Origin of the sequence: Chryseobacterium sp. CFS15, from assembly GCF_031118795.1 — a bacterium.
Classification (GTDB): Bacteria; Bacteroidota; Bacteroidia; order Flavobacteriales; family Weeksellaceae; genus Chryseobacterium; species Chryseobacterium indoltheticum.
On sequence record NZ_JAVHYL010000001.1, the window covers coordinates 111,634 to 133,090 of the forward strand.

General features: G+C 33.4%; 13 protein-coding genes and 1 pseudogene. 6 read left to right on the plus strand and 8 right to left on the minus strand.

All coding sequences use genetic code 11. The annotated features are described in order from the left end of the window. Positions 1-28 precede the first annotated feature (28 nt). Complete coding sequence (locus tag OH814_RS00550) at positions 29-1,312, plus strand: DUF3945 domain-containing protein (protein WP_308826725.1); 1,284 nt, start codon at positions 29-31, stop codon at positions 1,310-1,312. A 389-nt stretch (positions 1,313-1,701) separates the two neighbouring features. Here the strand turns inward: OH814_RS00550 and OH814_RS00555 are convergent, their stop codons facing one another. The 6 genes from OH814_RS00555 to OH814_RS00580 form a co-directional block, all read right to left on the minus strand. Continuing rightward, positions 1,702-2,841 carry a DUF4236 domain-containing protein gene (locus OH814_RS00555; protein ID WP_308826726.1) on the minus strand — a complete coding sequence of 380 codons (1,140 nt, stop codon included), beginning with the start codon at positions 2,839-2,841 and terminating at the stop codon, positions 1,702-1,704. A 41-nt stretch (positions 2,842-2,882) separates the two neighbouring features. Continuing rightward, the gene (locus tag OH814_RS00560) at positions 2,883-3,839 is read right to left on the minus strand and encodes a hypothetical protein (RefSeq protein ID WP_308826727.1); all 957 of its coding nucleotides are present in this window, start codon (positions 3,837-3,839) and stop codon (positions 2,883-2,885) included. Between the two features lie 9 nt (positions 3,840-3,848). Next, positions 3,849-5,918: a phospholipase D-like domain-containing protein gene (locus tag OH814_RS00565; RefSeq protein ID WP_308826728.1), complete on the minus strand. Its 2,070-nt coding sequence runs from the start codon at positions 5,916-5,918 to the stop codon at positions 3,849-3,851. A 782-nt stretch (positions 5,919-6,700) separates the two neighbouring features. Next, the gene (locus OH814_RS00570) at positions 6,701-7,366 is read right to left on the minus strand and encodes a response regulator (RefSeq protein WP_308826729.1); all 666 of its coding nucleotides are present in this window, start codon (positions 7,364-7,366) and stop codon (positions 6,701-6,703) included. A 13-nt stretch (positions 7,367-7,379) separates the two neighbouring features. Further along, positions 7,380-8,756 (minus strand): ATP-binding protein, encoded by a 1,377-nt coding sequence (locus OH814_RS00575; protein WP_308826730.1) that lies wholly within the window; start codon positions 8,754-8,756, stop codon positions 7,380-7,382. A 364-nt stretch (positions 8,757-9,120) separates the two neighbouring features. Next, positions 9,121-9,342, minus strand: a complete 222-nt coding sequence (locus tag OH814_RS00580) for a hypothetical protein (RefSeq protein ID WP_308826731.1) — start codon at positions 9,340-9,342, stop codon at positions 9,121-9,123. Between the two features lie 423 nt (positions 9,343-9,765). Between OH814_RS00580 and OH814_RS00585 the strand changes: the two genes are divergently transcribed. The 5 genes and pseudogenes from OH814_RS00585 to OH814_RS20575 form a co-directional block, all read left to right on the plus strand. Continuing rightward, complete coding sequence (locus OH814_RS00585) at positions 9,766-10,539, plus strand: hypothetical protein (protein WP_308826732.1); 774 nt, start codon at positions 9,766-9,768, stop codon at positions 10,537-10,539. Between the two features lie 50 nt (positions 10,540-10,589). Then, positions 10,590-12,059 carry a tellurite resistance TerB C-terminal domain-containing protein gene (locus OH814_RS00590; RefSeq protein ID WP_308826733.1) on the plus strand — a complete coding sequence of 490 codons (1,470 nt, stop codon included), beginning with the start codon at positions 10,590-10,592 and terminating at the stop codon, positions 12,057-12,059. Next, positions 12,052-13,368 (plus strand): ATP-binding protein, encoded by a 1,317-nt coding sequence (locus OH814_RS00595; RefSeq protein WP_308826734.1) that lies wholly within the window; start codon positions 12,052-12,054, stop codon positions 13,366-13,368. The genes OH814_RS00590 and OH814_RS00595 overlap by 8 nt, the downstream gene beginning before the upstream one ends. After that, complete coding sequence (locus OH814_RS00600) at positions 13,365-15,506, plus strand: DEAD/DEAH box helicase (protein WP_308826735.1); 2,142 nt, start codon at positions 13,365-13,367, stop codon at positions 15,504-15,506. Before OH814_RS00595 ends, OH814_RS00600 begins: the two co-directional genes overlap by 4 nt. Before the next feature lie 572 nt (positions 15,507-16,078). Next, positions 16,079-16,156: pseudogene (locus tag OH814_RS20575) on the plus strand (DUF3892 domain-containing protein); the annotation flags it as partial. A gap of 84 nt (positions 16,157-16,240) precedes the next feature. On the opposite strand, the gene OH814_RS00605 reads toward OH814_RS20575, so the two are convergent. Both OH814_RS00605 and OH814_RS00610 read right to left on the minus strand, forming a co-directional pair. Beyond that, the gene (locus tag OH814_RS00605) at positions 16,241-18,799 is read right to left on the minus strand and encodes an AAA domain-containing protein (RefSeq protein WP_308826736.1); all 2,559 of its coding nucleotides are present in this window, start codon (positions 18,797-18,799) and stop codon (positions 16,241-16,243) included. 380 nt (positions 18,800-19,179) lie between these two features. Then, positions 19,180-21,417: a TonB-dependent receptor plug domain-containing protein gene (locus OH814_RS00610; RefSeq protein ID WP_308826737.1), complete on the minus strand. Its 2,238-nt coding sequence runs from the start codon at positions 21,415-21,417 to the stop codon at positions 19,180-19,182. Between the last annotated feature and the right edge of the window lie 40 nt (positions 21,418-21,457).

The following is a 21,457-nucleotide window of genomic DNA, read 5'->3' on the forward strand; positions in this document are numbered from 1 at the left end:
AAATATTAAAAATAAAAATATCATCATTATGAATAATATAGGAAACCATACAGCAATTTCAGAAGTCAGCACTTTACTGGTACTTCGTCATAGTAGTAATTCCGTTGGAATTGTACAGGCTGTCAATCAATATGGAAATTTAATAGATGTTAGACCAGACAGTAGCTTAGTTGATACGGTCATGCGGATTGATTCTTCGTCAGGTTCTTTTATGGACTTCTATGCAGATTTTTATCATCAGCTGAAGAATCCTGCGGAGTATTCGTTTTTTAAAGTGAGGGAATATGAGGCGCAGGAAACAGCGAGAGGTTTGCAGGAGTATATTGATGGCTCTTCGGATGTAGAGAAACAGGATTTAAGAGAGTTTGAAGTTTCTATTGAGGCGGTTGATACTATCAGAAATAAAAAGTATATACACAGGGAGTCTTCTGTTGTGAACAGTGGTTTTAATAATGAGTCATCTGTAAGCAATCATAGTTCTCATTATCGCTATCAAATTGAAGATGTGCCGTGGGACTCGTTGGCTGAGATAGGTCTTGATCGGGAAAAGTTGGAAAATATATGTGCGTTGGAATCTTTGTTGAAAGGATATAAGACTCCGATGTTGATGTCGATACCGCTGAGTGATGGAGAGTCTGTGAGTATGGCCGATGTACGGTTGCAGTTAAGGTTGGATGATCGTGGGGAAGTAGTTGTTCGCATTCACAGGGTTCTTGAGAAACCAAATTTTAAAGAGAAGTTTATGGGGCATAAGTTTACGAAGGAGGATGAGTTGAACTTGTTGAAGTCAGGGAATATGGGCAGGATAGTGGGTCTTGTTGATCCGTGGACAGAGGAAGTGGTTCCTTCGCTGATTAGCATGGACAGGCTGACAAATGAATTGATTCCTTTGAGGATGGAGTTTGTCAGGATTCCTGCGGTGATTTGCGGGGTGACCTTGAATTTGGATCAAGTGAAGATTCTGCGTGATGGGAAACCTTTGTTTATTGAAAATATGTTGTCGAAGAAGGGAAGGCTTTTTTCTGCCACGGTCCAGTTTAATACGGATAAGCAGTGGATTGAATTTTTGTTTGAGAAGAATTTGAAGGGCTTTGATGGTGGAGTTGTTCAAGCTAATTATGGGAAGGAAGTTCCTACTGTTTTCAGAGGGAAGTATCTTCGTAAATGGCAGATGGATAAGTTGAAGATAGGGGAGATGGCTTATATTAGTGGATTGGTGAATAAGGATGGAAAGACATATCAGGGTTATATGAGTTTTGATTGGAGAACGAGGAAGATTGAGTTTTCGTTTAAGAATCCGAAGAAGAAATAGGGAAGATTTAAAAGCTTTTTGAAGGTGTAGAGGAAAAGAAAGAATTACATTGAATGACAATTTTTAGCAACCTACAAAGTCGATTGACTTTGCAGGTTGTTTTGTTGGAGTAAAAAAAATAGATGGCTGATGAAGATCGGGCGGCAAAAATGCAATTCCTCCCTTTGGTCGGAAATGCATTTTTGCAAAGTTTGGAGCAACCCCATTTCTAAAACATTGCCGGGCTTTGGCTTTTCTATGTTTTTGAAAAAAGGTTGCGAAGAGTTAGAATTTTTTATAGAGATACTTTTAAAACTAAATTCTACTCTAAAAATTTTGCTGGCAATCATATGATCGTCAGGGATCTGAGGCAAGTCTTCATTTTGTCTTATTTAAATTTTATTTAGTTTTCAATAGCTGCTAGTACCAATTGATTTACATAAAATTTTATATTCCTTAAATGCATCTCCAAATTCTTGAGTAAACTCATAGTTGCTCATTTGATATTCTTCATTCACACCAGTTGAAGTCGATAAATGTATTCTGCCATATTGAACAACAGGTATCTGATAATTATTTTTAAACCTCTTATCAGGGGTACCATTTTTATTAACCTTTGCCCATGTTTTTCTGATAATTTTAGAGTCTCTCGGAACCGAGGATGTTTCAGTAAAGCTGACGGATGTACTGATCAGATTTAGCTCATCGATTCCAATGATTGCAAAGTTTTGATTATTGGTAAACATCATTACAAAAGTGGGATAGAAGTAAAAATCTGCTCCATTTATATTTTGGAAATATAAAGCTTCGTAATTAGATTTTATTATTGGAAGTGATTTTAAGCCTACTTTTATTTCTCTTCTGTTTACCAATGTACTAGCGTTAGATCTTGCTGCAACACGATCTTGAAAATGTGCACCCGTAATATCCCAAATACGATGAGATTTACTTAAGTTTTTAAATGCATTATAAAAACGCTCGTACTTTCTTTTTGTTGGATCATCAAATTGAACATCAATATTAATTGCAGAGTTATCAATGACAATTTGTGTTTCAATGATGGCCTCTTTTTGAGCAATAATATCTTGATTGATTGTTTGAATCACTTTTTTATCAATAAAACCGTAAATCAAAATATAGCTTACAATCTTTTTTGTTTTAGAAAAGATTAATGCTTTCTTTATTTTCTTTAAATCTGTTTCTAATTCAGTTTTTTGCCTTTGGGCTACCAATATAGATTCTTTAATTCCTGACATATCTTGCGATGTGATTTCGTGTACATCAGCACTAAAAATATTATCAGAGAGATTTTGATTAGTATTAGGTACAGGAAGTGGGTAAGATTGTGGTTGTTGAGATCTTTGTGATAACGAGTTTGAAATTTTATATGAATTCGAGAAGCCCAGAACGCTCGTGTTTAATCTGGTTCCTGAAGAACTGAAATTTAAACTAGCTCCTTTTATTCCAATGCTTGTTGATATGCCTCTTTTGCTGAAATTTAGATGTACACCAGGTACAATTTTGATTCTTTTTCTATATGACCAAGCCATGATGATAGTTTTTACTATGTTTTGTTGAGTTATTGAAAATTTTATTTATTTTCTATGAAGTTTTTCAAGATAGTATGAACATCTTTCCTGTTGGATAAAGCTGCATGTATTTGTACACGATCTGCTCCGGATTTGATCAACCAATCTGTCCAGATAATCTTGATAATTTCCAAGTCGGTAGGATGATATTTTGCTACGCCATTGATGTCTAAAGATCTGTCTGTAACTTCTAAAACCAAAACATCTGTGTTTCTTAGATTATTGTTTATTTTTTTAATTAAAAATTGAGTATTGGACAGGATGAACTTTTGCAAGTCATTTGATTTACTTTTAAGAAATTCAGTTCTCACTTTTATAATTAGATCCTGATTAAGATGATAGCCCGCTGTTTTGTTTATTGTTTCAATGTATCCATCCGTTAATAAGACAACCTTATTTTTTGTTTTAGAGATGATTCTATTACAATTTGAGACTTTTACTGTATCAATCTGGCTTGATAGTGAGGAGTGTATCGTTTCATTAAAGTAGTTCCAGACATCTGATCCTGAACTCTGGATTGAGGCATAAGAATATATTTTTGTAGTCTCTTTTTTTAATGTTAAAATATCTGGTTTTAACTGATTTCTTTTATATTCAGAAGCCTCCTTAAGTTTATTTTTAAATTTTAAAAAACTGATTTCAAAAGTAGAATTATTAAATGTTTTCTCATTTAAAATCCCACGGTTAATAAAGTCAATTTTATAAATATCTAATTGATTTATGCTTCGATTACCTATTTTTAAAAATTGAGGAATACCGTCTAGTACCGTGTTTATAATCACTGTATCTTGGAGGGGCTTAGGATGAATAGATTGATTAATCCTATTGGATAAATCAGGAACTAGAAGTATATTATAATTTGTTTTATATGTGTATTTAATTTGATCGTCTTCCTTACAACATAAGATAGTTGTCAGTAATGATATCACAAGAAATATATAATATGTTGATTTTTTCATTTTTATAAATTAGTTTTGTGCAAAATCGGTAGTTAAATTTTTCTGAAGGCTGATCCCACTCAACCAACTTTCACATTCGTTAATGGCTTCAGATGTTTTAATTTCTGCTTTTTTTACAGCAAATAGTTCGTACAAGTATTTACTCCATCCTTCCATGAAAATATTAATTCTATTTTCCATTTCAGCTCTAGAAACCGGTAGCTTATCATTATCTACCTGACTTTTAAAAATTTGCGATAGATTTTCGACTTTTTCTCTGAATGATAAAAAGGCATTGCGTAAGGTGCCAATTTTTCTATTGCATTCTAATGGTAAATTTTGAGCTAATTTTTCATATTCTTTTTTATCTCTTTCCATCGCAAGAATCTCGATGCTTAAACCATCATTTATTTTTTTAACTGCCATAATCTGATTTTCAAATTCCGCAATTTCATTTTCGAAATTTTCAATAGAAAACTTTATTTTTTGCTGTTGATGAGTTGTAGTGCGTTCGTGAATCAAAGAATATATTTTGTTTACAATTAATTTTAAAAGATAGATACCTAAAGTCCCAAGAATAAATACAAGCCAAAAGTTTTCAGAAAAAATTATTTCAGAGAACGACATCTTACGATCAGTCTGGTTTGTGAGATAATTAATTTCATCTATATTTCTTGCTACTTTATATGCCATGAAGCTATCAACAATAATAATTAAAGGAATGCCGACGTAAGATTCTATATACCATCTATTATTCACTGGACTTTCTGCTGAATTTTGTGACTTGGAATTCTTTAAAAATAAATTCATCATTCCAAGAGCAATGGGAATAAACACAAATAGAATCAAAAATAGTATTCCGCCAAATCCTTTAGAAGAAGCTTTAGTAAAGGCATTAGGGTCAAAAACTTCAGTAGATGTTGGCATAGCTCCACTATCTAAGACAGCCATAGTGTCTTCCTTTGAGAAAATAAATATATATGCTACAGATGAATAAAATACAAAGATATATGCAAGGATTGCAGTACATAAAATTCCTAGTACTGTCATTAAAAAAACATTCAGAGGAGGCTTAACAATATCTGTTTTAAGATCAATGATTTTTTTTCTTACTAATTCTATTTTATTTTGAAGAAAAGGAATTTGGGTATCTGTATTGGATTTAATGGTAAACTTTTTCTCATCGGTAGACTTGTCCAACGTATTAATCAGATCCTGTGCATTTTTAGTCTCAGCATTAAGTCTGGATGTAAGGCTCTCAATCTCATTTTCTGTTCTGATTTCTACATTTCCGATACTTAATTTTTGCTGTTCTTCTATTTTTGTTTTAAGGCGAGTTTTTTTTTCTTCAATGACTTCAATATCGTTGATAAAATTAGAGTACAAACTATCGAGAGCTTGTGGTAAAATCTGGTGGTCACCTTGGTTTTCGTTCGCTCTCTGATATGCATTTGCTTTAAGAAGATTTTTATCAAAAGATCCTACTTCAGTGGCAATAATATTGGTTAAAACATCCTGAAAGTCTTTTAATGATTTCTCCTGAAAACTCAACTCTTCTTTTTTTGAAAGTGTAGGTATTTCAGAAGAGTCATTTAACTTTTCTTTCCATTCTGATTGCTCCTCTTTTTCAATATCTTCCATACTGATTCCATTGTTAATTTTCTCGATTCTGTTTTCAATCTTGAAAAATGTAGTCACCAACTCATCGACCGTTTTAGGGAAAGTTGTTACTAACACCTGCTCGTGGTTATTTTTTGCATTATTTGACCAATTGTATGATCCAGATATTGCAATCTGTCTGTCAATGATACAGAATTTAAGGTGCATCATACCATATCCTATATTTTTAATGCGATTGAACTTTACGCCCATTTTGCGCAATGATTCAAAATTCAACTTTTCGTTGTCAGGCTGATCAGAAATAATCAACGAAATGTTCACTTGTTCAGCGGCCTTTTTTTCCAGGATATCAAAAAGTTCTGGATTGGTAAACCAAGCCATTGCCACCAATATCTCTGATTGAGCATTGAGAAGTTCAGTTTTTATTCTTGATAGAATTTCATCTGCGTCAGATAAAGAATCCTGTACAATTGTTGTCATGGTATCGAATTTTTAGTGGGTTATTATTCTGTGTTCAAAATTAATAACAAAGGCTATCTAAAAATTATGGTTTACCATAATAAGAGATGATTGGTTGAAAATATGATACTTCTGAAGAATGAGAAGAAAATCAGCCCCCAAAAACTGAGGACTGATTTCAAATACATTAATTGCAGCTTGCGCAATAGGAAAGTTCTATATACTCCTTGCTGTTTCCAGGGTAATAATAGCTACCAGAGGGATCTACAATGAGAGGATATCCGTTGTAGGTACGCCCTTTAGAAGCTGTTTTTTTGCAGTATTTTTACGGCATTTAGATTTCTTTTCTTCTGTTGAACGCTAGAAAATTCCGAAGTTGTCGTTTTGAGAATTTCTGCTTACAGGTATTAAAAGTCCCACAGCACAGTGTCGAAGATCATTTTTTCATGTCGAAGTGTTTAAGTTTACTTTGTATGACAAGTTGGGCTGCATGTTTTACAACCATTTGATTGATTGTAATATCGCTTAGCTTCGTTCACTGCACTTTCACATGTTGAAAATTCTCCTAGATACTGACGATTGGCCAACAAAGGAAGATACCTGCAACTTTCTTGATGAACCTCGTGATCTCCATTGCTTTGAGCATTTTTGTTTACATAATACTTTTTCATAAAATTTTAATTTTTATCGATTAACATTTCAAAAGTATTTAGATAATAGTAGCTTTAATTACGGATATTCATAAAAGAAAAACTTTTTTATACATTAGAAAGTTTATGGGAACTTATAAAATCTCATAATTTTTAGATGATTCCCAAATCCTTACAGAATGCAATAAGTTGTTCATTGTTATTAATTCCCAATTCTTCTTTCAGAACATTCAATCTCTTTTCTATACTGCTAAGACTGTTAGGCTTTATATTATTATTTGCTAGATATGTAGGAATATTTTTCTGTAGGATTCCTTGAGAAAGAAGGGAAACTAAAGTAACATCGAAAGAAGAAAATTCATAACTGTTTAATTTTTTCACGTCTTGTCTCGCTTCAAGAGCTAGATAGTTTTCACCATCAAACACAGAAGCAATCGCCTTCTTCAATTCTTTTCCATCATTTCTTCCTTTTCTGACGTAGCCATTGATTTTATAATCATTGAATAGCGAATCTATTATTCCTGACTTATTTTCAGCAGAAAAAAATATTACTTTTAGAGAAGGATGGATTTTACGGATTTCATTAACCATCTCTCGACCATCCTTTATTCTTTGTTCTCTATGATCGGTATCGTAGTAAAGATCAGTAATAAGAAGATCGTAGGGACTGTTTTCCCTTAAACTTTTTTTAATTTTTTCTACAGCATCATCACAATAATGCACATAGTCTACTACTGGAATTTTTAATTCATCAGCTGTCCTTTGTACAGATAAATTGACAATTTCATGATCTTCTGCGATTAAAACTTTTTTAAACATAGTATTTTTTGTTTTATGAAATAGGGAAAGAAAAGTTTACCTCCAGTCCTTTTTCAGTTTGAGTTTCAAAAGTAATAGACCCACCCATATTTTCAATACGGTTTACCATATTACGCACACCATTTTTCAAAATAGTTTCATCATTGATTCCAATTCCTGTATCAGAATAGAAAACTTTGACTTTTTCAAAAGTTCTTTCGAATCTCAAAGTGACACGATCTGCCTCACTATGCTTTTTCATGTTAATCAGCAATTCACGTAAAACCTGATACACTTCAGCCTTATTAGCATCAGAAATATCTTTCCAAACCTCAATCTCATTACCAATTAAAATGGTACCAACATCATTACTTGAAAAGTATCCCAGTAGTTTATTAATCTTTACATAGAAATTTTCAGATTCAGTATTATTTTCAGCACTGTCATAGGATATATTTCTGGATCGGTTATACACATATTCCAAATCATCCAGTGTTTCATCCCGGCCGATATCCAGATTATTCTCCAATTTTATCATCACCTGATAGATTCCATTGGCTACTACATCATGAACTTTTTTGGAATATTTTAATTCGGTATTTTTTACTTCTAATTCTTTTTCTTGTTCAAGTCTTTTTCTTCTTTTCTTATAAGATATGTTACCAATGATAATTATGGTGAGTAATCCAACTACTGCAATAACTAAATAAATCAGTTTTTTTTGAGATTCAAGTTTGTCAACTTTAAGGATGCTATTTTCAGCTTTACTTTTTTCTACACCATAGCGTATCAATGCATACTGATTTTTAGCTCTATTGCCATTTAATTGAACTTGATCAGTAAGCTCAGTAAAAAGTCGAAAATTCTGCTGATAATTTTTTTTGTCCAGCATAATTAATCTTTTCAAAGCTTGTAATTGATCCTGTGAACTTTTAGCTTTTATCGCAGCATTTTCCATTTTTTTTGCGAACTTCAAGGCGATGTCGAAATCAATTTCTTTGTAATAATCACATAAATTCGCATAGCTAGAATTCAAATCAATGGTATTGCCATTGTTTAATCGAATATTAAAAGCTTTGTGATAGTGGGGAATAGGATTAAAATTATGATTGTCTAAGAATTTTGCACGAGCCCAATTATTTAGTGCTCGAGCATAACTCAAACTATCGTTTGTCTTTAATGCAATATCTAAATATGGTAATGCTTTTTTATATAAGCCTTTTGTTATTAATACGTCGCCAACATTATTATAATAAACATATTTATTCTGCAGCTCCGTTGCATTATTTAAAGCAAGCTTGTAAAATTTTTCTGCTTCGTCATAATTTTTAAGACTATTTGATGCAACCGCTAAATTATTAAAATTACTTGCGAGAAATCCTCTTGAAATGCTATCGGTTTTTGCTTCCAAAAAACTGTTTGCTTCTAGCGAAGTTTCAATGCTTCCAAAATAATCTCCATTATTGCATTGGATAATGGCCATGTTGATAAGAGATTTTGAAGCTCCTAAAGAATCATTAATTTTAAGATATTCATCCGTTGCTAAGTTGTAATAATAAAATGCCGAATCTGTTTTGCCTTTCTCACGAAATTTGCGTGCATTAGCATAGTAGAAATTATCTTGACCAAAGATATATTCGGATTTCTTTTTTTCGAAACAGTTCTGTAAAATGAAAAGTATGATGAATAGGTTAAAAGCATTTTTCACAGTAAGTTAGTTTGATTGCAAATTATAAAAAAAGACAGATCTATGCAATCTGTCTTCTTTAAATTAATTAAGGTCTTGGTGTCGGAGGTGGCGTCTGACCTGTGTTTCCTCCAATCGGTCCTCCTGGCCCTCCAGTCCCATCATCTCCTCCAGTTCCTGTGCCGGGATCAAACCCGGTTCCTGTACCGCCAGACTGTATTTCTACGTTATTCGTACCGTTGTTATTACATGTATTTCCATTTTGGTTTCCGAATGCTAAGCCTAATAGCATTAATAAGAGTTGTATCACTGTTTTAAAATTTAAAAATTGACATTGGTGTTCTTCCCCGCAAAACTGATTGCAGGCGGTGTTACACGTTTTTGAAAAAAGAAGCGCTTCTTAAATTTTGGGAAGTGAAACCCTTGAAAACGAAAGAGAAACCTCTGCTTCCCAACCCGGAGATGAATCCTCCGTTTTCTCAGATATTCAGAAATCAGATTGTTGATGTTTGTTTAGTTTCTCACTGATTTCTATGGCAAAGTAACGATGAGATAGAGGCTAAAACATTGACAGATCTCTGACAGCGTGTGACAAAGATTTGACATCTACAAATAAATAGTCAGAAAAAAATTCGATAAAAATTTATTTATCGATTGAAAATGTCATTTTACGGTATCCCGCAGTGTATTATGAAAAATAATCGCTTTTTTTGTAATAACTTAATAATCATGTATGTCTACAAAAAAACAACTGATACAGGAAGTCTTCGATAAAGCAAAACAGGAGTCTGGTAAGAGTAAAAAAAATGGTTTGTCTGAGTATTTAGTTATCAAGCTAGAGGAAAAGTTAGACTTTAAAATTTCAGAGCGTACACTCATACGTTATTATGATGCCTTTGTATCAGAAAATGTTAAAAAAGAAAGCAGAGAGATTGATTCATATATCTTGAACTCATTCAGTAAATACCTTGGATATAGTTGTTTTGAGCATTTTAGTAATCCGAATGATTTTATTCTTGACAAGGAAACTGGTGGATCTATACACAGACCTTTTGGACTACAAGATCTATCGAAGATATTAAGTGGAGGATTACATGTAAACATTCAGAATATTATAAAAATCCCGGATTTTATTAGAAATAATAAGGGGATGAGTTTAGGTTTCATCAGCGTATTGATTGCTGGCGGTTCTTTCGCTCAATTCAATGGATGTTTCCAAAAGAAAGATCATATGTATTGGAACGGAACAGAGTATCGGCTAACTACTGCAGTTGATCTAAATCCTAAACACGAAGTGTTAGTACTAGATTCAGTTAAGTTTAAATATTTTAAAAAAATAACGAGAACAGATACACTTTCTATTGATGACGCTTACGAGGTTTACTATTCAAAATTTCAAAATAAAGTTGATTTTTTTACAGTGGGTGGTGTTAATCCCGAAAATAAAAAGAACCTGAAGCCCGCAACACCGCTTATAATAGGTAAATATGCTGATAACCAAAATTAGTGGTTTTAAATAAAAGTTTATTATCTTAGTAAAAACTATAACCATCGCTAATGGAAAACTCAGATCCTAATTCATCAAGAGGAGATGATTTTATAATTGATGTTTCAGACATGTCTGAAGTTCAAATTAATTATAGAGAACAGCCAATTTCTAACAATAAAAATAATAATAATATTCATGAGTATAATGAGTGGAAAATCGGTCAGAAGTACTTAAAAAAACTCTCCCTTACCGAAGATCAATGTAAACTTCTCAATCACTTATCATTTAATGATAATGTTTTTAATGAGATTGGCTATTGCCGTATTCAGATTTTAAAGCAATTAATGAGAACAGTAGAGTTTCTAGAGAAGGAGTGTAAACCAGTTAACCGAGCTTATTCTTCTGTGATTGATGAGATTACTGAAATAATAATTGTTTTAGAATATAATTATAGGCGAGATAGTTTGAATTACAAATATACTTTTGAATCAATTCAAACGGAAATCTTAAACCATCTTTTGAAGCTATGTGAGAATAACGTTCGCGATGTTTATTCAATAAAACGTAAAATTAATACTGATTTCAAATATACTAAACCAGAGATAGCAGATAAATATTACAAGAAAATAGTATCAAAAGCAGATGTTTTTCTTGAAATAAATAAGCATCAAGTTTTAGACGCTGATCATCGGACAAATATAATTTTGAATGAAACCAATACCAATCGATGGAAAGATAGATATGAAAATATTGTATCCGATTATAGTAATTCGGTGTCATTTGAGAGAGAGATTGAAAGGTTAGCAGAGGTAAATAGTAAAAATCCTTCATTGGATACTATTTATTTCGAAGCTTCAAAATTTATCAGTGCATACGATAAAAATGCTTCTCTAAGATTATATTTCCTTTATTTAGAAAAAGATCTTAACAGCAATAAGTTTGACAGAAAACAGCTTACAAAGAGTATTCAGAAAAACCTTTTTTCAAACTCAAAACAATTTGAAGAGTTTGAAAATATTGTAAATGAGTTTATTCTTAATAAAAATCTAAAAATTGCTATCGACAGCCTTGATAAAATCTATCTCCCAAAGCGAAAAAAAATTATCATCGATAGATCTGCTATAGATCGTGTTCAAAGATTAGATTCTGAAACTTCCCAAAAACTGGGAGATTTGCTCGCTGAGGAAAATGAAGTGTCAGATGTACAAGTATCAGACGTGATTTCAAAGGATGATGATGATTTGCAGTTTAATGTGATACAATCATTTGATAATGACGTTTCTTCAAAATATGTGCAAAACCTTTATTTAAACGATACCCAGTTAGAAGTTTTAGATTATTTTGAAAAGAACGGAATGAGCGTTTTACAATCCGATTTTGAAGATTATATGAGAACTAAGCGATTGTTTGTCAGTGCTACGTTAGAATCTATTAATGATATCTTATATGATGTGTTAGACGATGTTTTGATTGAGGAAGATGAAGGGTATTATACCACAAACAAAGAATATTTTAAAAAACTACTTAACAATGATTAGTAATATTAAACCAAAAGAAGCTACATCGATTATCAATTCTCTGACCGGTGGAGTTGTTCCAAAAATCGGAGTGCAACATATCGCTGTTGGCAGGTCTGAAGAAGTTAATGCGGCAATAAGTTCACTGGAAGAGGTAAAGAACGGACACAGTATCGTCAAATTCTGGATTGGAGATTTTGGAAGCGGTAAGTCATTTATGCTCCATCTTCTAAATACAGTGGCAATGAAACAGAAATTTGTTGTCGCAAACGCAGATTTTACGCCTGATAACAGATTATATTCCAATGATGGTAAAAGCGTTATTTTATATTCATCTATTATGGATAATATAGCCATTCAGACTAAACCCGAAGGAGGGGCATTACCAATACTTCTTGAAAAATGGATTGAGCAGGTGATTAGCAGGACAGCTGAAGAAAACAAAATTTTATTGACAGACATCCGAAGTGAGCAGTATAGAGATTTAATCAGAAACTCAATCATGAAAACAGTCAATGAGATTACTGAAGTAGGTGGTTTTGATTTCGGTTCTGTTATTGTGAAATATTATGACGGATATATCAATAATGACGAACTTTTAAGAAGAAATGCTCTTAAGTGGCTCAAAGGTGAATATGCTACGAAGACTGAAGCACGTCAGGATTTAGGTATTAGAGAAATAATCAACGATACCAATTATTATGATATGCTGAAGAATTTCTGTAAGCTGTTTGTTAATATGGGATATAGTGGTTTTATGATTAATTTGGATGAAGCAATTAATCTTTATAAAATTTCTACTTCTGCTGTTCGTGAGAAAAATTATGAAAAAATACTAAGCATTTATAATGATTGTTTTCAAGGCAAGGTTTCTAATCTTTTCATCAATTTTGCTGGAACGAAAGATTTCCTTGAAAATGAAAGGAGAGGATTATTTAGTTATCAGGCATTAAAGTCCAGATTGGAGAGCAATAAATTTGAAAGTCTGGAAATAAGAGATTATGCTCAACCTGTAATCAAATTACAACCACTTGACCACAATGAAATATTCGTTTTGCTAAAAAAATTGAAGTTTATCTTTGATTTCAACTACAAAACAGAACTCAATGTTTCAGATGATGATATTTCTGCTTTTATGGAAGAAATGTTCAATAAACCCGGGGCTTCAGAATTTCTAACTCCGAGAGAAGTGATCAGGGACTTTTTGAATATTTTAAATATTATCAGACAAAATCCAGATGTTGATAAAAACCGTCTGTTCGGTGAGATTGAAATCTCTGACGAGAGACCTAATGATCTAGCAATTTTAGATAGTATTGAAGAGCTATGACAGCCTTCGATTTACTATCGGAGCCGATTCGAAAATACATCAGAGATCAACGTTGGGAAAGTCTGAGAAAAATTCAGGAAGCCAGTATTCCAAGAATTTTAAGTACGGATAACAATTACGTTATTATATCTAAAACAGCTTCAGGTAAAACCGAAGCTGCTTTTCTTCCTATTTTATCGAAAGTAAATTTCAAAGAAAAGGGGGTGAAAGTCTTGTATATTTCTCCACTCATAGCATTGATCAATGATCAGTTCTTGAGGGTTGAGAAACTTTGTGAGTATTTGGATGTTAAAGTAACGAAATGGCATGGTGAGGCTTCTAAAGCTCAAAAAGATCATCTGATAAAAAATCCTGAAGGAATTGTTTTGATTACTCCTGAATCTTTAGAAGCGATGTTTGTCAACAGACCTCAAAATATTCATCATCTTTTTTCCTCACTTGATTATATTGTTATCGATGAAATCCATTCCTTTCTAGGTTCTGAAAGAGGATTACATTTAAAATCGCTTTTAAACAGGCTTCAACAAGTAAATAGTAGTCGTTTTAGTGCAGTTGGGCTATCAGCTACGGTAAGCGATGTAAATCAATATGCTGAACTTAAAGGTTACTTAGGGAATTCTGAGAACACCACAATCCTTCGTGATACAACTCCAAAGCCCATTAATGCACTTTTTAAATATTTCCCTGGAAGTGTCGAAGAATTGCCACTTGATCTGTTAAAGGATTTATATATCAGAACTCGGGATTCTAAAATACTGATATTTCCGAATGCGAGAGGACGTGTTGAAGAGGTTGCTGTTAAACTAAAAAAGATTTCAGAAAGAGTTGGTGGACATCAGAATTACTTTTCACATCATTCATCGGTTGATAAAGAAGTACGTGAATATGTTGAGTTTTTTGCAAAAAGCGCAAAGATGGAAAATTTCTGTATTTCCTGTACATCAACTTTAGAACTTGGAATTGATATTGGAAATGTTGATGAAGTAGTTCAGATCGATGCTACGCACAGTATTGCATCGCTTATACAACGAGTTGGTAGAAGTGGTAGAAGGGAAGGTAAAGCCAGCAATCTTTACTTGTACTCGACTGATCGATGGAGCCTTTTGCAGTCACTTGCCTGCTGGTTATTGTATTCAGAACAATATATTGAGCCAATTCAGATCATTGAAAAACCTTACGATGTTTTAGTACATCAGATTTTGTCCATTGTAAAAGGAAGCTCTGGCTTGTATCTGAATGAACTTCTAGCTAAAATAGCTGCAAATTCTACGTTCAGCAATATTTCCGAGAATGATGTAAAAGAAATTATTGAGCATCTTCAGGAAATTGATTTTTTAGAGAAATTAGGTCACGAATACATCATCGGTGTAGAAGGAGAAAAAGTTGTCAACCACAAAGACTTTTACAGTATGTTTCATACTCCCACTTTTTTTAAGGTGTCAAGTCAGGGCGTTAAAATAGGTGAACTTCCTTTAAGTCCACAGATAAAAGAAAATGAAAACATTTTTTTGTCTGCGAAAATATGGAAGATAAAATATGTCGATTACGAGATGAATAAGATTGAAGTAATTCGCACCAACGACGGAAAGAAACCTATATTTTTGGGTGACGGTGCGGATACTGCTCACAGGATACGGGAGAAAATGCTGCAAGTGCTATTTTCAAATGTTCAGTATGAATTTTTAGATAAAGTAGGACACCTCATTCTTGATGATATGCGAACTGAATTTTCAGTATTTTCAATGAATAATTTTGAGTTTCAGCGACCATTGATGAATAGCAATAATAATTTAGAATTGTTTTCTTTTGCAGGTTCTAAAATAAACAAATCGATTGGTTTTATATATGATTATTTGGGAGTAGAATACCACTATTTTGATCACAAATCTTTATTTACTTTTAAAAAAAATACAGAAGTAGAGTCCATTAATGAAATTATATCATTCAGTTTGAGTGATCTCCAAATTAATGATATTATTAGAAAACATTTGGAGTTGAATCCTAAATTAATCAATGTTTCTAAATGGGGAACTTATCTGCCTGTTAAGTTTCAAGTTGAAATATTGAAAAACAAAGAATATGATTTTGAAGGATGTTTTAATTTTTTAAGGAACATTAATTTTATTGAAAATAATTAAAAGAAGCAGCTGTGTCGGCTGCTTCTTAGTTTTATCCAATTTTAGTCACCTTTCTCATGTTCATGAGGTTTTAATTTTGGATGTTTTGGCTGGTTAGGAGGATTTACCCTTCTCCTTTTGTCAGGCCCACCATTTGGTTTGTTAGGTTTGGTCCTGGCTTGATTGCTTGAATTGTGCTCATTGCAGTAAATTTAGTTAAACAATATTATTTTAATCTTAAAACAGATTAAGATTATTTCAAAAGTAAAACAATGGTTCTTGTTGCATTATGGAATCCCATAATCGATCAATGGCTAATGAGAAAAGAATTCAATGACTTGGATGTTAATATTCAGGATGAATTGAAGAAGAACTTTCATACAAAACGAGATCTGAAAAAATAATTTTCCTTTTTCGATTTGTTTTCCTATCTTTTTTTGAACAAGTTTTTTGAGTAAAATGTAATATTTGTCAATTGTTGAAGAAAAGACATAATATTTATTTTAGATCAGGATGGGCTTGATTGCTGTTAAAAGTACAATTTGAAGATTTTTTTTAATAAAAGCTCCAATTACGGATAACCATAAAATTAATATTTGAGATCAAACCCAGACAAAAAAGAAACTAACAATCTTGATCATTTAATTGATTTTGATTGGATTGCTCCTTAAGAATTTATAAGTACCGAACATCTCAAGTTCGGTACTTTTTCTTTCTGTTCAAGCTATAAAAAGTAGTACAGAAGAAATAGATCATTAATTTTTTATAATAGTTAGCCTTTTAATAAGCTTCTCCCTTTCCCCACTTCCTGTTGTCGAAAATCTCAACAAAGGAACTCCATACTTCTCCAAAATTTCGTTCTTCATTGCATCGCTTTGGCTTTGTCGGGTTCCTGTTTGATGATACTCATAACCATCAACCTCTATCGCTAAAACAGAATTTTTGCCCAATTTATTATAAATCAGAAAATCAAGATGGGTGGCGTGATGTCTAGCATATCGTTCTTCCTCTTCAGAAAGTTTGTCAAAATCCAACAGAAGATTTCTTAAAGGAAAATGAAGAACCACACCGTATTTAGAAAACTCATCCTGAGAAAGAACTTCTTTTATCAACAGATACATTAAATTCTCACTGTCGAAAATCGATTTTTTCTTTTGACCTGATAGGAGAGTTCTTCGTTTCTCTTCATAGCCTTTATACAGATAGTCAAAAATAGAGTGGAGCTCACTGTTGACGATGGTGAAGTTGTGATAATCAATATATCGAATCAGGTCAGAGATATTATTGTCTTTCTCACTTTCATTTCCGTTGACGACCAGAATCAGCTGATCTTTTGCTCTGGAAATAGCAACATTTAAACGATTGGGATTATCAGTAAAATTAGATATTTCATTATCTACGGTGGAAAGAATAATCACATCGTTTTCTCTTCCCTGAAATTTGTCTACCGTATCTGCTTTGATTTGGGTTCCCTGAAAAGTATTTTGTAAAGCTGAAGTCTGATTTCGGTATGGCGTTACAATTCCTAAATTTACTGTTTCCAAACTTTGTTGTGGAATGATTTCCTGAGTAATAACATCGATCTGCCGCTGATTAATTCGTTCCCTCGCATGATTTCCTGCCACTGTTTTATAAACTACTAAAGGGTTTCTATCGGTCTTGGCTTCGGATAAAATAATCAATTGGTTGTTGTAAAATTTACGGTTGCAGAAATCTATGATTTGAGGATGGCAGCGGTAATGTTCTTTTAAAAGGGTCTTAGGAATATCAGGAAACAATTCTGTGATAGATGAAAGTAAACTATGGTTGGAATAACGATACGCTTCAGGAAGCTGATAGTTCTGAAAAATAAAATCTGTCTTTTGTGCTGTTTGATTATCGACCACATTCGGAAGCTGTTTTAAATCACCTACAATCACCGCTCTTTTAGCGCAGGATAAAGCCAGCACACCTGTTGCTAAATCTACTTGGGATGATTCATCAATAATCACGAAATCATACACCACATTTTCAGCAAGACTTCTTCTCAGAGAATAAGTGGTACTCATAATCACCGGATAGTCTTCGATGAACTCTTCTGATTTTAAAAGAAGATCTCGCTCTGTATATTCCTTACGTTCTTTGTCTTTGTACTTCTCAAACAGTGTATTCTTAAACAACTGCATCGAAACTTTTGAGTATTCTTTCATTTTCTCATCGAAAGAAAAATCCTGCAATGCCGATTCTAATTGTTGCTTTCTCAACTTAAGCTCAGAAATTTTTGTGGTGTAGTATTTTGACTGAACCAATCTGATCAACTCCTGATAAGGCAGTTTATAAAAGTTTTTGTCTCTCACGCCATAAAGAAAAGGAAAAGTTAATTTTCGCCACCAGTTGAATTTCTTACCCGATTGCTCGTAGTTTTCAATCGTGATCCAAAGCGAAAGCAACTTATCTGAACTGAAATTCTTTTTAAAACGAACCTCTGCGAACAAAGTGTTAGCGAAATAGAAATGCTGATATTCTGTTTCTATATTTTCAATTTCTAGTTTCAGTGAAGCCAGCTCATTTTTGAATTCCAGTTTTTCTGAAAGCTGAGCAAGAAGTAAGGTATTAGACAATTTAAGAGCACTTGCCTCTTCAAAAGATAAACTCCAATCTGACAAATCAGGAATCTCAGCTTGAGATTCTATAAACTCTTTTTTATTTTGAGAACTTCCTAGAAGAGCTGCAATAAAAGATATCCCATTCTTCTCTAGTTTTTCAAAAACATTTTTGGTTGCAGAATTATTGCTTGAAACTACTGCCACAGTCTGATTATTCATCACTGCACTGGCAATAATATTCAAGATAGTCTGTGTTTTTCCGGTTCCCGGAGGACCTTCAATAACACTTAATGAACTTGAAAAAGCTTCATTGACTCCATCTTTCTGACTGAGATTAAAACCAAATGGGAAAATCTCAGTAGGAGAGGAATGTAAATTTTTCTCCGGTTGTTTTTGGTTGAGATAGTTGGAAAGAATCGAAGTCTCAGGAATAAAAGATATTCTTTCGTAGCTGTCAGCAAGGATATTATTTCCCTCTTCTGTTTTTAAGCCAATAGTCCCAGCAATTTCTTTAAAATAACTGAAAATATTTTCTGCTTTTTGAGTTTGTAGAGCAGATTTTATAATTTTAATCTTACTCTGATGATAAGAATAAGATTTACCATTGCTTTTATAAACCACGATACACTTACCACCTTCAAATGAATAATATTCTATCTCATCAGTTCTGTCTCTGCCATCAATGTAAATGGCTTGGGATTTAGGATATGGAGTAGTGTTTTTATTCATTGGTTGGTAGTTCATTACAAATATAATAAACTGTAACAGAAAAATTGTAAATTAGGAATATTTGGAGAATTATTATAAAAAATGAAAAAAACATTGTTGAATGAGGATTCCCGTAATTGAAATATTTATTTAATTGCCATTTTTACGATGCTAACAAATAAATAAAATAATTATGGCAAAAACAACAGCTTTTCACAGCATCAAACAAACTGTACACCACAACAACACTTCTTGTACGGAGGGTAACAACATTGAAACAGAAAACAAGCGGAGCGGAACTGGCGGTAAGCCATTATGTTCACACTGCGCTAGACTGTAATATTGTGCAATGTTAAGGCTCATCGAAAGATGAGCCTTTTTAAATATGATTCTATAACACCTCATAGTCTATCATTTCTTCTTCTCGCTGTAATGTAGGGTGTTGTGCTCTGGTCTACATTTCCGTTGACGCCATAAGTAGCTCTCAGTTTAAGTCCGTTTACCCATTGGATTTCTTTCATGAAACTTTCGTTGCTCACATTCCATCCTAAACCTACAGACCACAACGGACGGTTTTTGTACTTTGGATCTACTCCAAAGAGATCGGCTCTGTCTACCCTGTAACTTCCAGCCACATTGTATTTTGATAAAAAAGTATAACCGACACTGCTAAATACCGAAAAATAACGATGCAAAATTTCTGTCTGCACTCTTGATCCGGCTGATAAGGTTCTGTTATTTCCGTAGATGTAACTCGGAACGCCGGTCTGGCTCAATGCAAGACTATTGATTATTGAAGAAGTGAGGGTAACAGGATCATAACCGTATCGTAACTGTTCAACTGTTCTGGGGACGAAAGTTTCACGCATTTCGGTACCTAATAAAGCTGTAATAGCATGCTTGTCTCCATCAAGATTCTGACTGAAATCCAGTTGGTTTCTAAAAGAATAATTGTTTACCTCACTGCTCAATTGCCTGTATCGTCCTCCTGTTGAAAAACCGTCTACGTAGGTGTAGGCATTTGTTGTGGGATTATATATGGTTAAAGAATTGGTCGCATAACGCATCTTATAAGAATTAATATCATAATACTGCTCGTTATCGTTTCTTCTTGTTTCGTACTGAAATTGTGTACTGAAACTTAAACCTCTCCAGATCTTGGCTTTTAGGTTGGCAAAGGCTCTCAAACTTAGCGAGTTTTGTTTTGTAATACCTTGTTGAAGCTCGTCTAAAATATTAAAAGTGACAGGTTTAAAACCACTTAGTCCATTTATTTTTGCAGCCACTCCCGGATTGATAATCCCTCCGGAGGTAAAACCGTCACTGATACCCACAAATGGTGATATTACTCGATTTCCATTCTCATCAGTAATACGTTCGTACCTTTTTTGAATATCATAATTTCCGTAACTGCCATCCGTAACATCTTCATTACTGTAAGTTCCGTTTAAACCAATGGTCGCATTTAGCCAGTTACTGACCTGAAAACTGCTCTTTGCATAAAGATTTAATGCACGGCTATCGTTGTTCACAATACGCCTGTTTGCCTGATCATAATTCAATGATACATACGTATTGTACTTGTTGTTTCCAGCCGAAAATGCAATATTGTAACGTTGTCTTAATTCGTTTTGCCAAACATTGTCCCGATAATCTTTATTGTAGTCATTTTTTCTCCATTGGCTAAGCGTTTTATTGTAATCAGAATTGTTAATTTTACCCTCTTCCAGATCTCTGTTAAGCTGATAAAGAGGGCTGTAATACTTGATACTGCTGTTTCCGATATCTCCATAACTATTGAACATCGTGGCAACATTGGCAAATTTCGATCGCTCTCTATTATAAACATCCTGTTCAAAATCAATTAACTCACTTGTAGAGGCATAATTCATATCCCTCAAAATGGGTCTTTCAGCAAGAAATAGATCAGAATTGAAAGTCACTTTTAAATTCCCGCTTCCTTTTTTGGTTGTTAAAACAATAATCCCATTTGCAGCTCTTGAACCATAAATAGAGGCTGCAGCTGCATCTTTAAGTACATCTATGCTTTCAATATCATAAGGGTTGATCTCATCCAATGTCAACTCAGTGGGTAAACCATCAATGACCAACAGCGGGCTGTAGCCAACCTGAAGGGAAGAAAAGGTTCCGATTCCTCTTAGAATAGGTTTGTCTCCGCCAATTCCTGCCGGATTTTTTTGAAACATCAAACCTGCAACACGTCCTTCCAGAGCACTTGCCAAATTGGTGTTGAGGTTTTCGTTTAAGGTTTTTTGAGAAATTTTTGTTATTGCAGCAGTGGAGGAGCTTCTGTTAAGCGTCTGATATCCTGTGACGACGACTTCTTCCAGTAATGACACTGCTGGAGTCATTGGAATGACCATCACGGAACCTGCATTATTTTTCGTGTATTTTTCTTCCTTTCGGTCAAAACCGAAATGTAAGAATTCTAAAGTGACTTCACTAAAGTTTGTTTCAAAGGTAAAATGACCGTACCGATCTGTTTTTAAGCTATTGGGAGTGCCTTTCTGCACTACGGTGACGCCTGATAATCCACCGCCGTCCACATCTGTTACCATACCCTGCAGCGTATAATTGGTTTGCGCAAAAGAGGAAGTGACAGTGAAAATAGAAATCAAAAAAAGGAATTTAACAAAGTGTTGATGTGATGGTAAGCTC

Bases quoted from the DNA above. Each gene is read 5' to 3' on its own strand.
- OH814_RS00550 (WP_308826725.1), top strand. From the start codon at position 29: ATGAATAATATAGGAAACCATACAGCAATTTCAGAAGTCAGCACTTTA.
- OH814_RS00555 (WP_308826726.1), bottom strand. From the start codon at position 2,841: ATGGCTTGGTCATATAGAAAAAGAATCAAAATTGTACCTGGTGTACAT.
- OH814_RS00560 (WP_308826727.1), bottom strand. From the start codon at position 3,839: ATGAAAAAATCAACATATTATATATTTCTTGTGATATCATTACTGACA.
- OH814_RS00565 (WP_308826728.1), bottom strand. From the start codon at position 5,918: ATGACAACAATTGTACAGGATTCTTTATCTGACGCAGATGAAATTCTA.
- OH814_RS00570 (WP_308826729.1), bottom strand. From the start codon at position 7,366: ATGTTTAAAAAAGTTTTAATCGCAGAAGATCATGAAATTGTCAATTTA.
- OH814_RS00585 (WP_308826732.1), top strand. From the start codon at position 9,766: ATGTCTACAAAAAAACAACTGATACAGGAAGTCTTCGATAAAGCAAAA.
- OH814_RS00590 (WP_308826733.1), top strand. From the start codon at position 10,590: ATGGAAAACTCAGATCCTAATTCATCAAGAGGAGATGATTTTATAATT.
- OH814_RS00595 (WP_308826734.1), top strand. From the start codon at position 12,052: ATGATTAGTAATATTAAACCAAAAGAAGCTACATCGATTATCAATTCT.
- OH814_RS00600 (WP_308826735.1), top strand. From the start codon at position 13,365: ATGACAGCCTTCGATTTACTATCGGAGCCGATTCGAAAATACATCAGA.
- OH814_RS00605 (WP_308826736.1), bottom strand. From the start codon at position 18,799: ATGAATAAAAACACTACTCCATATCCTAAATCCCAAGCCATTTACATT.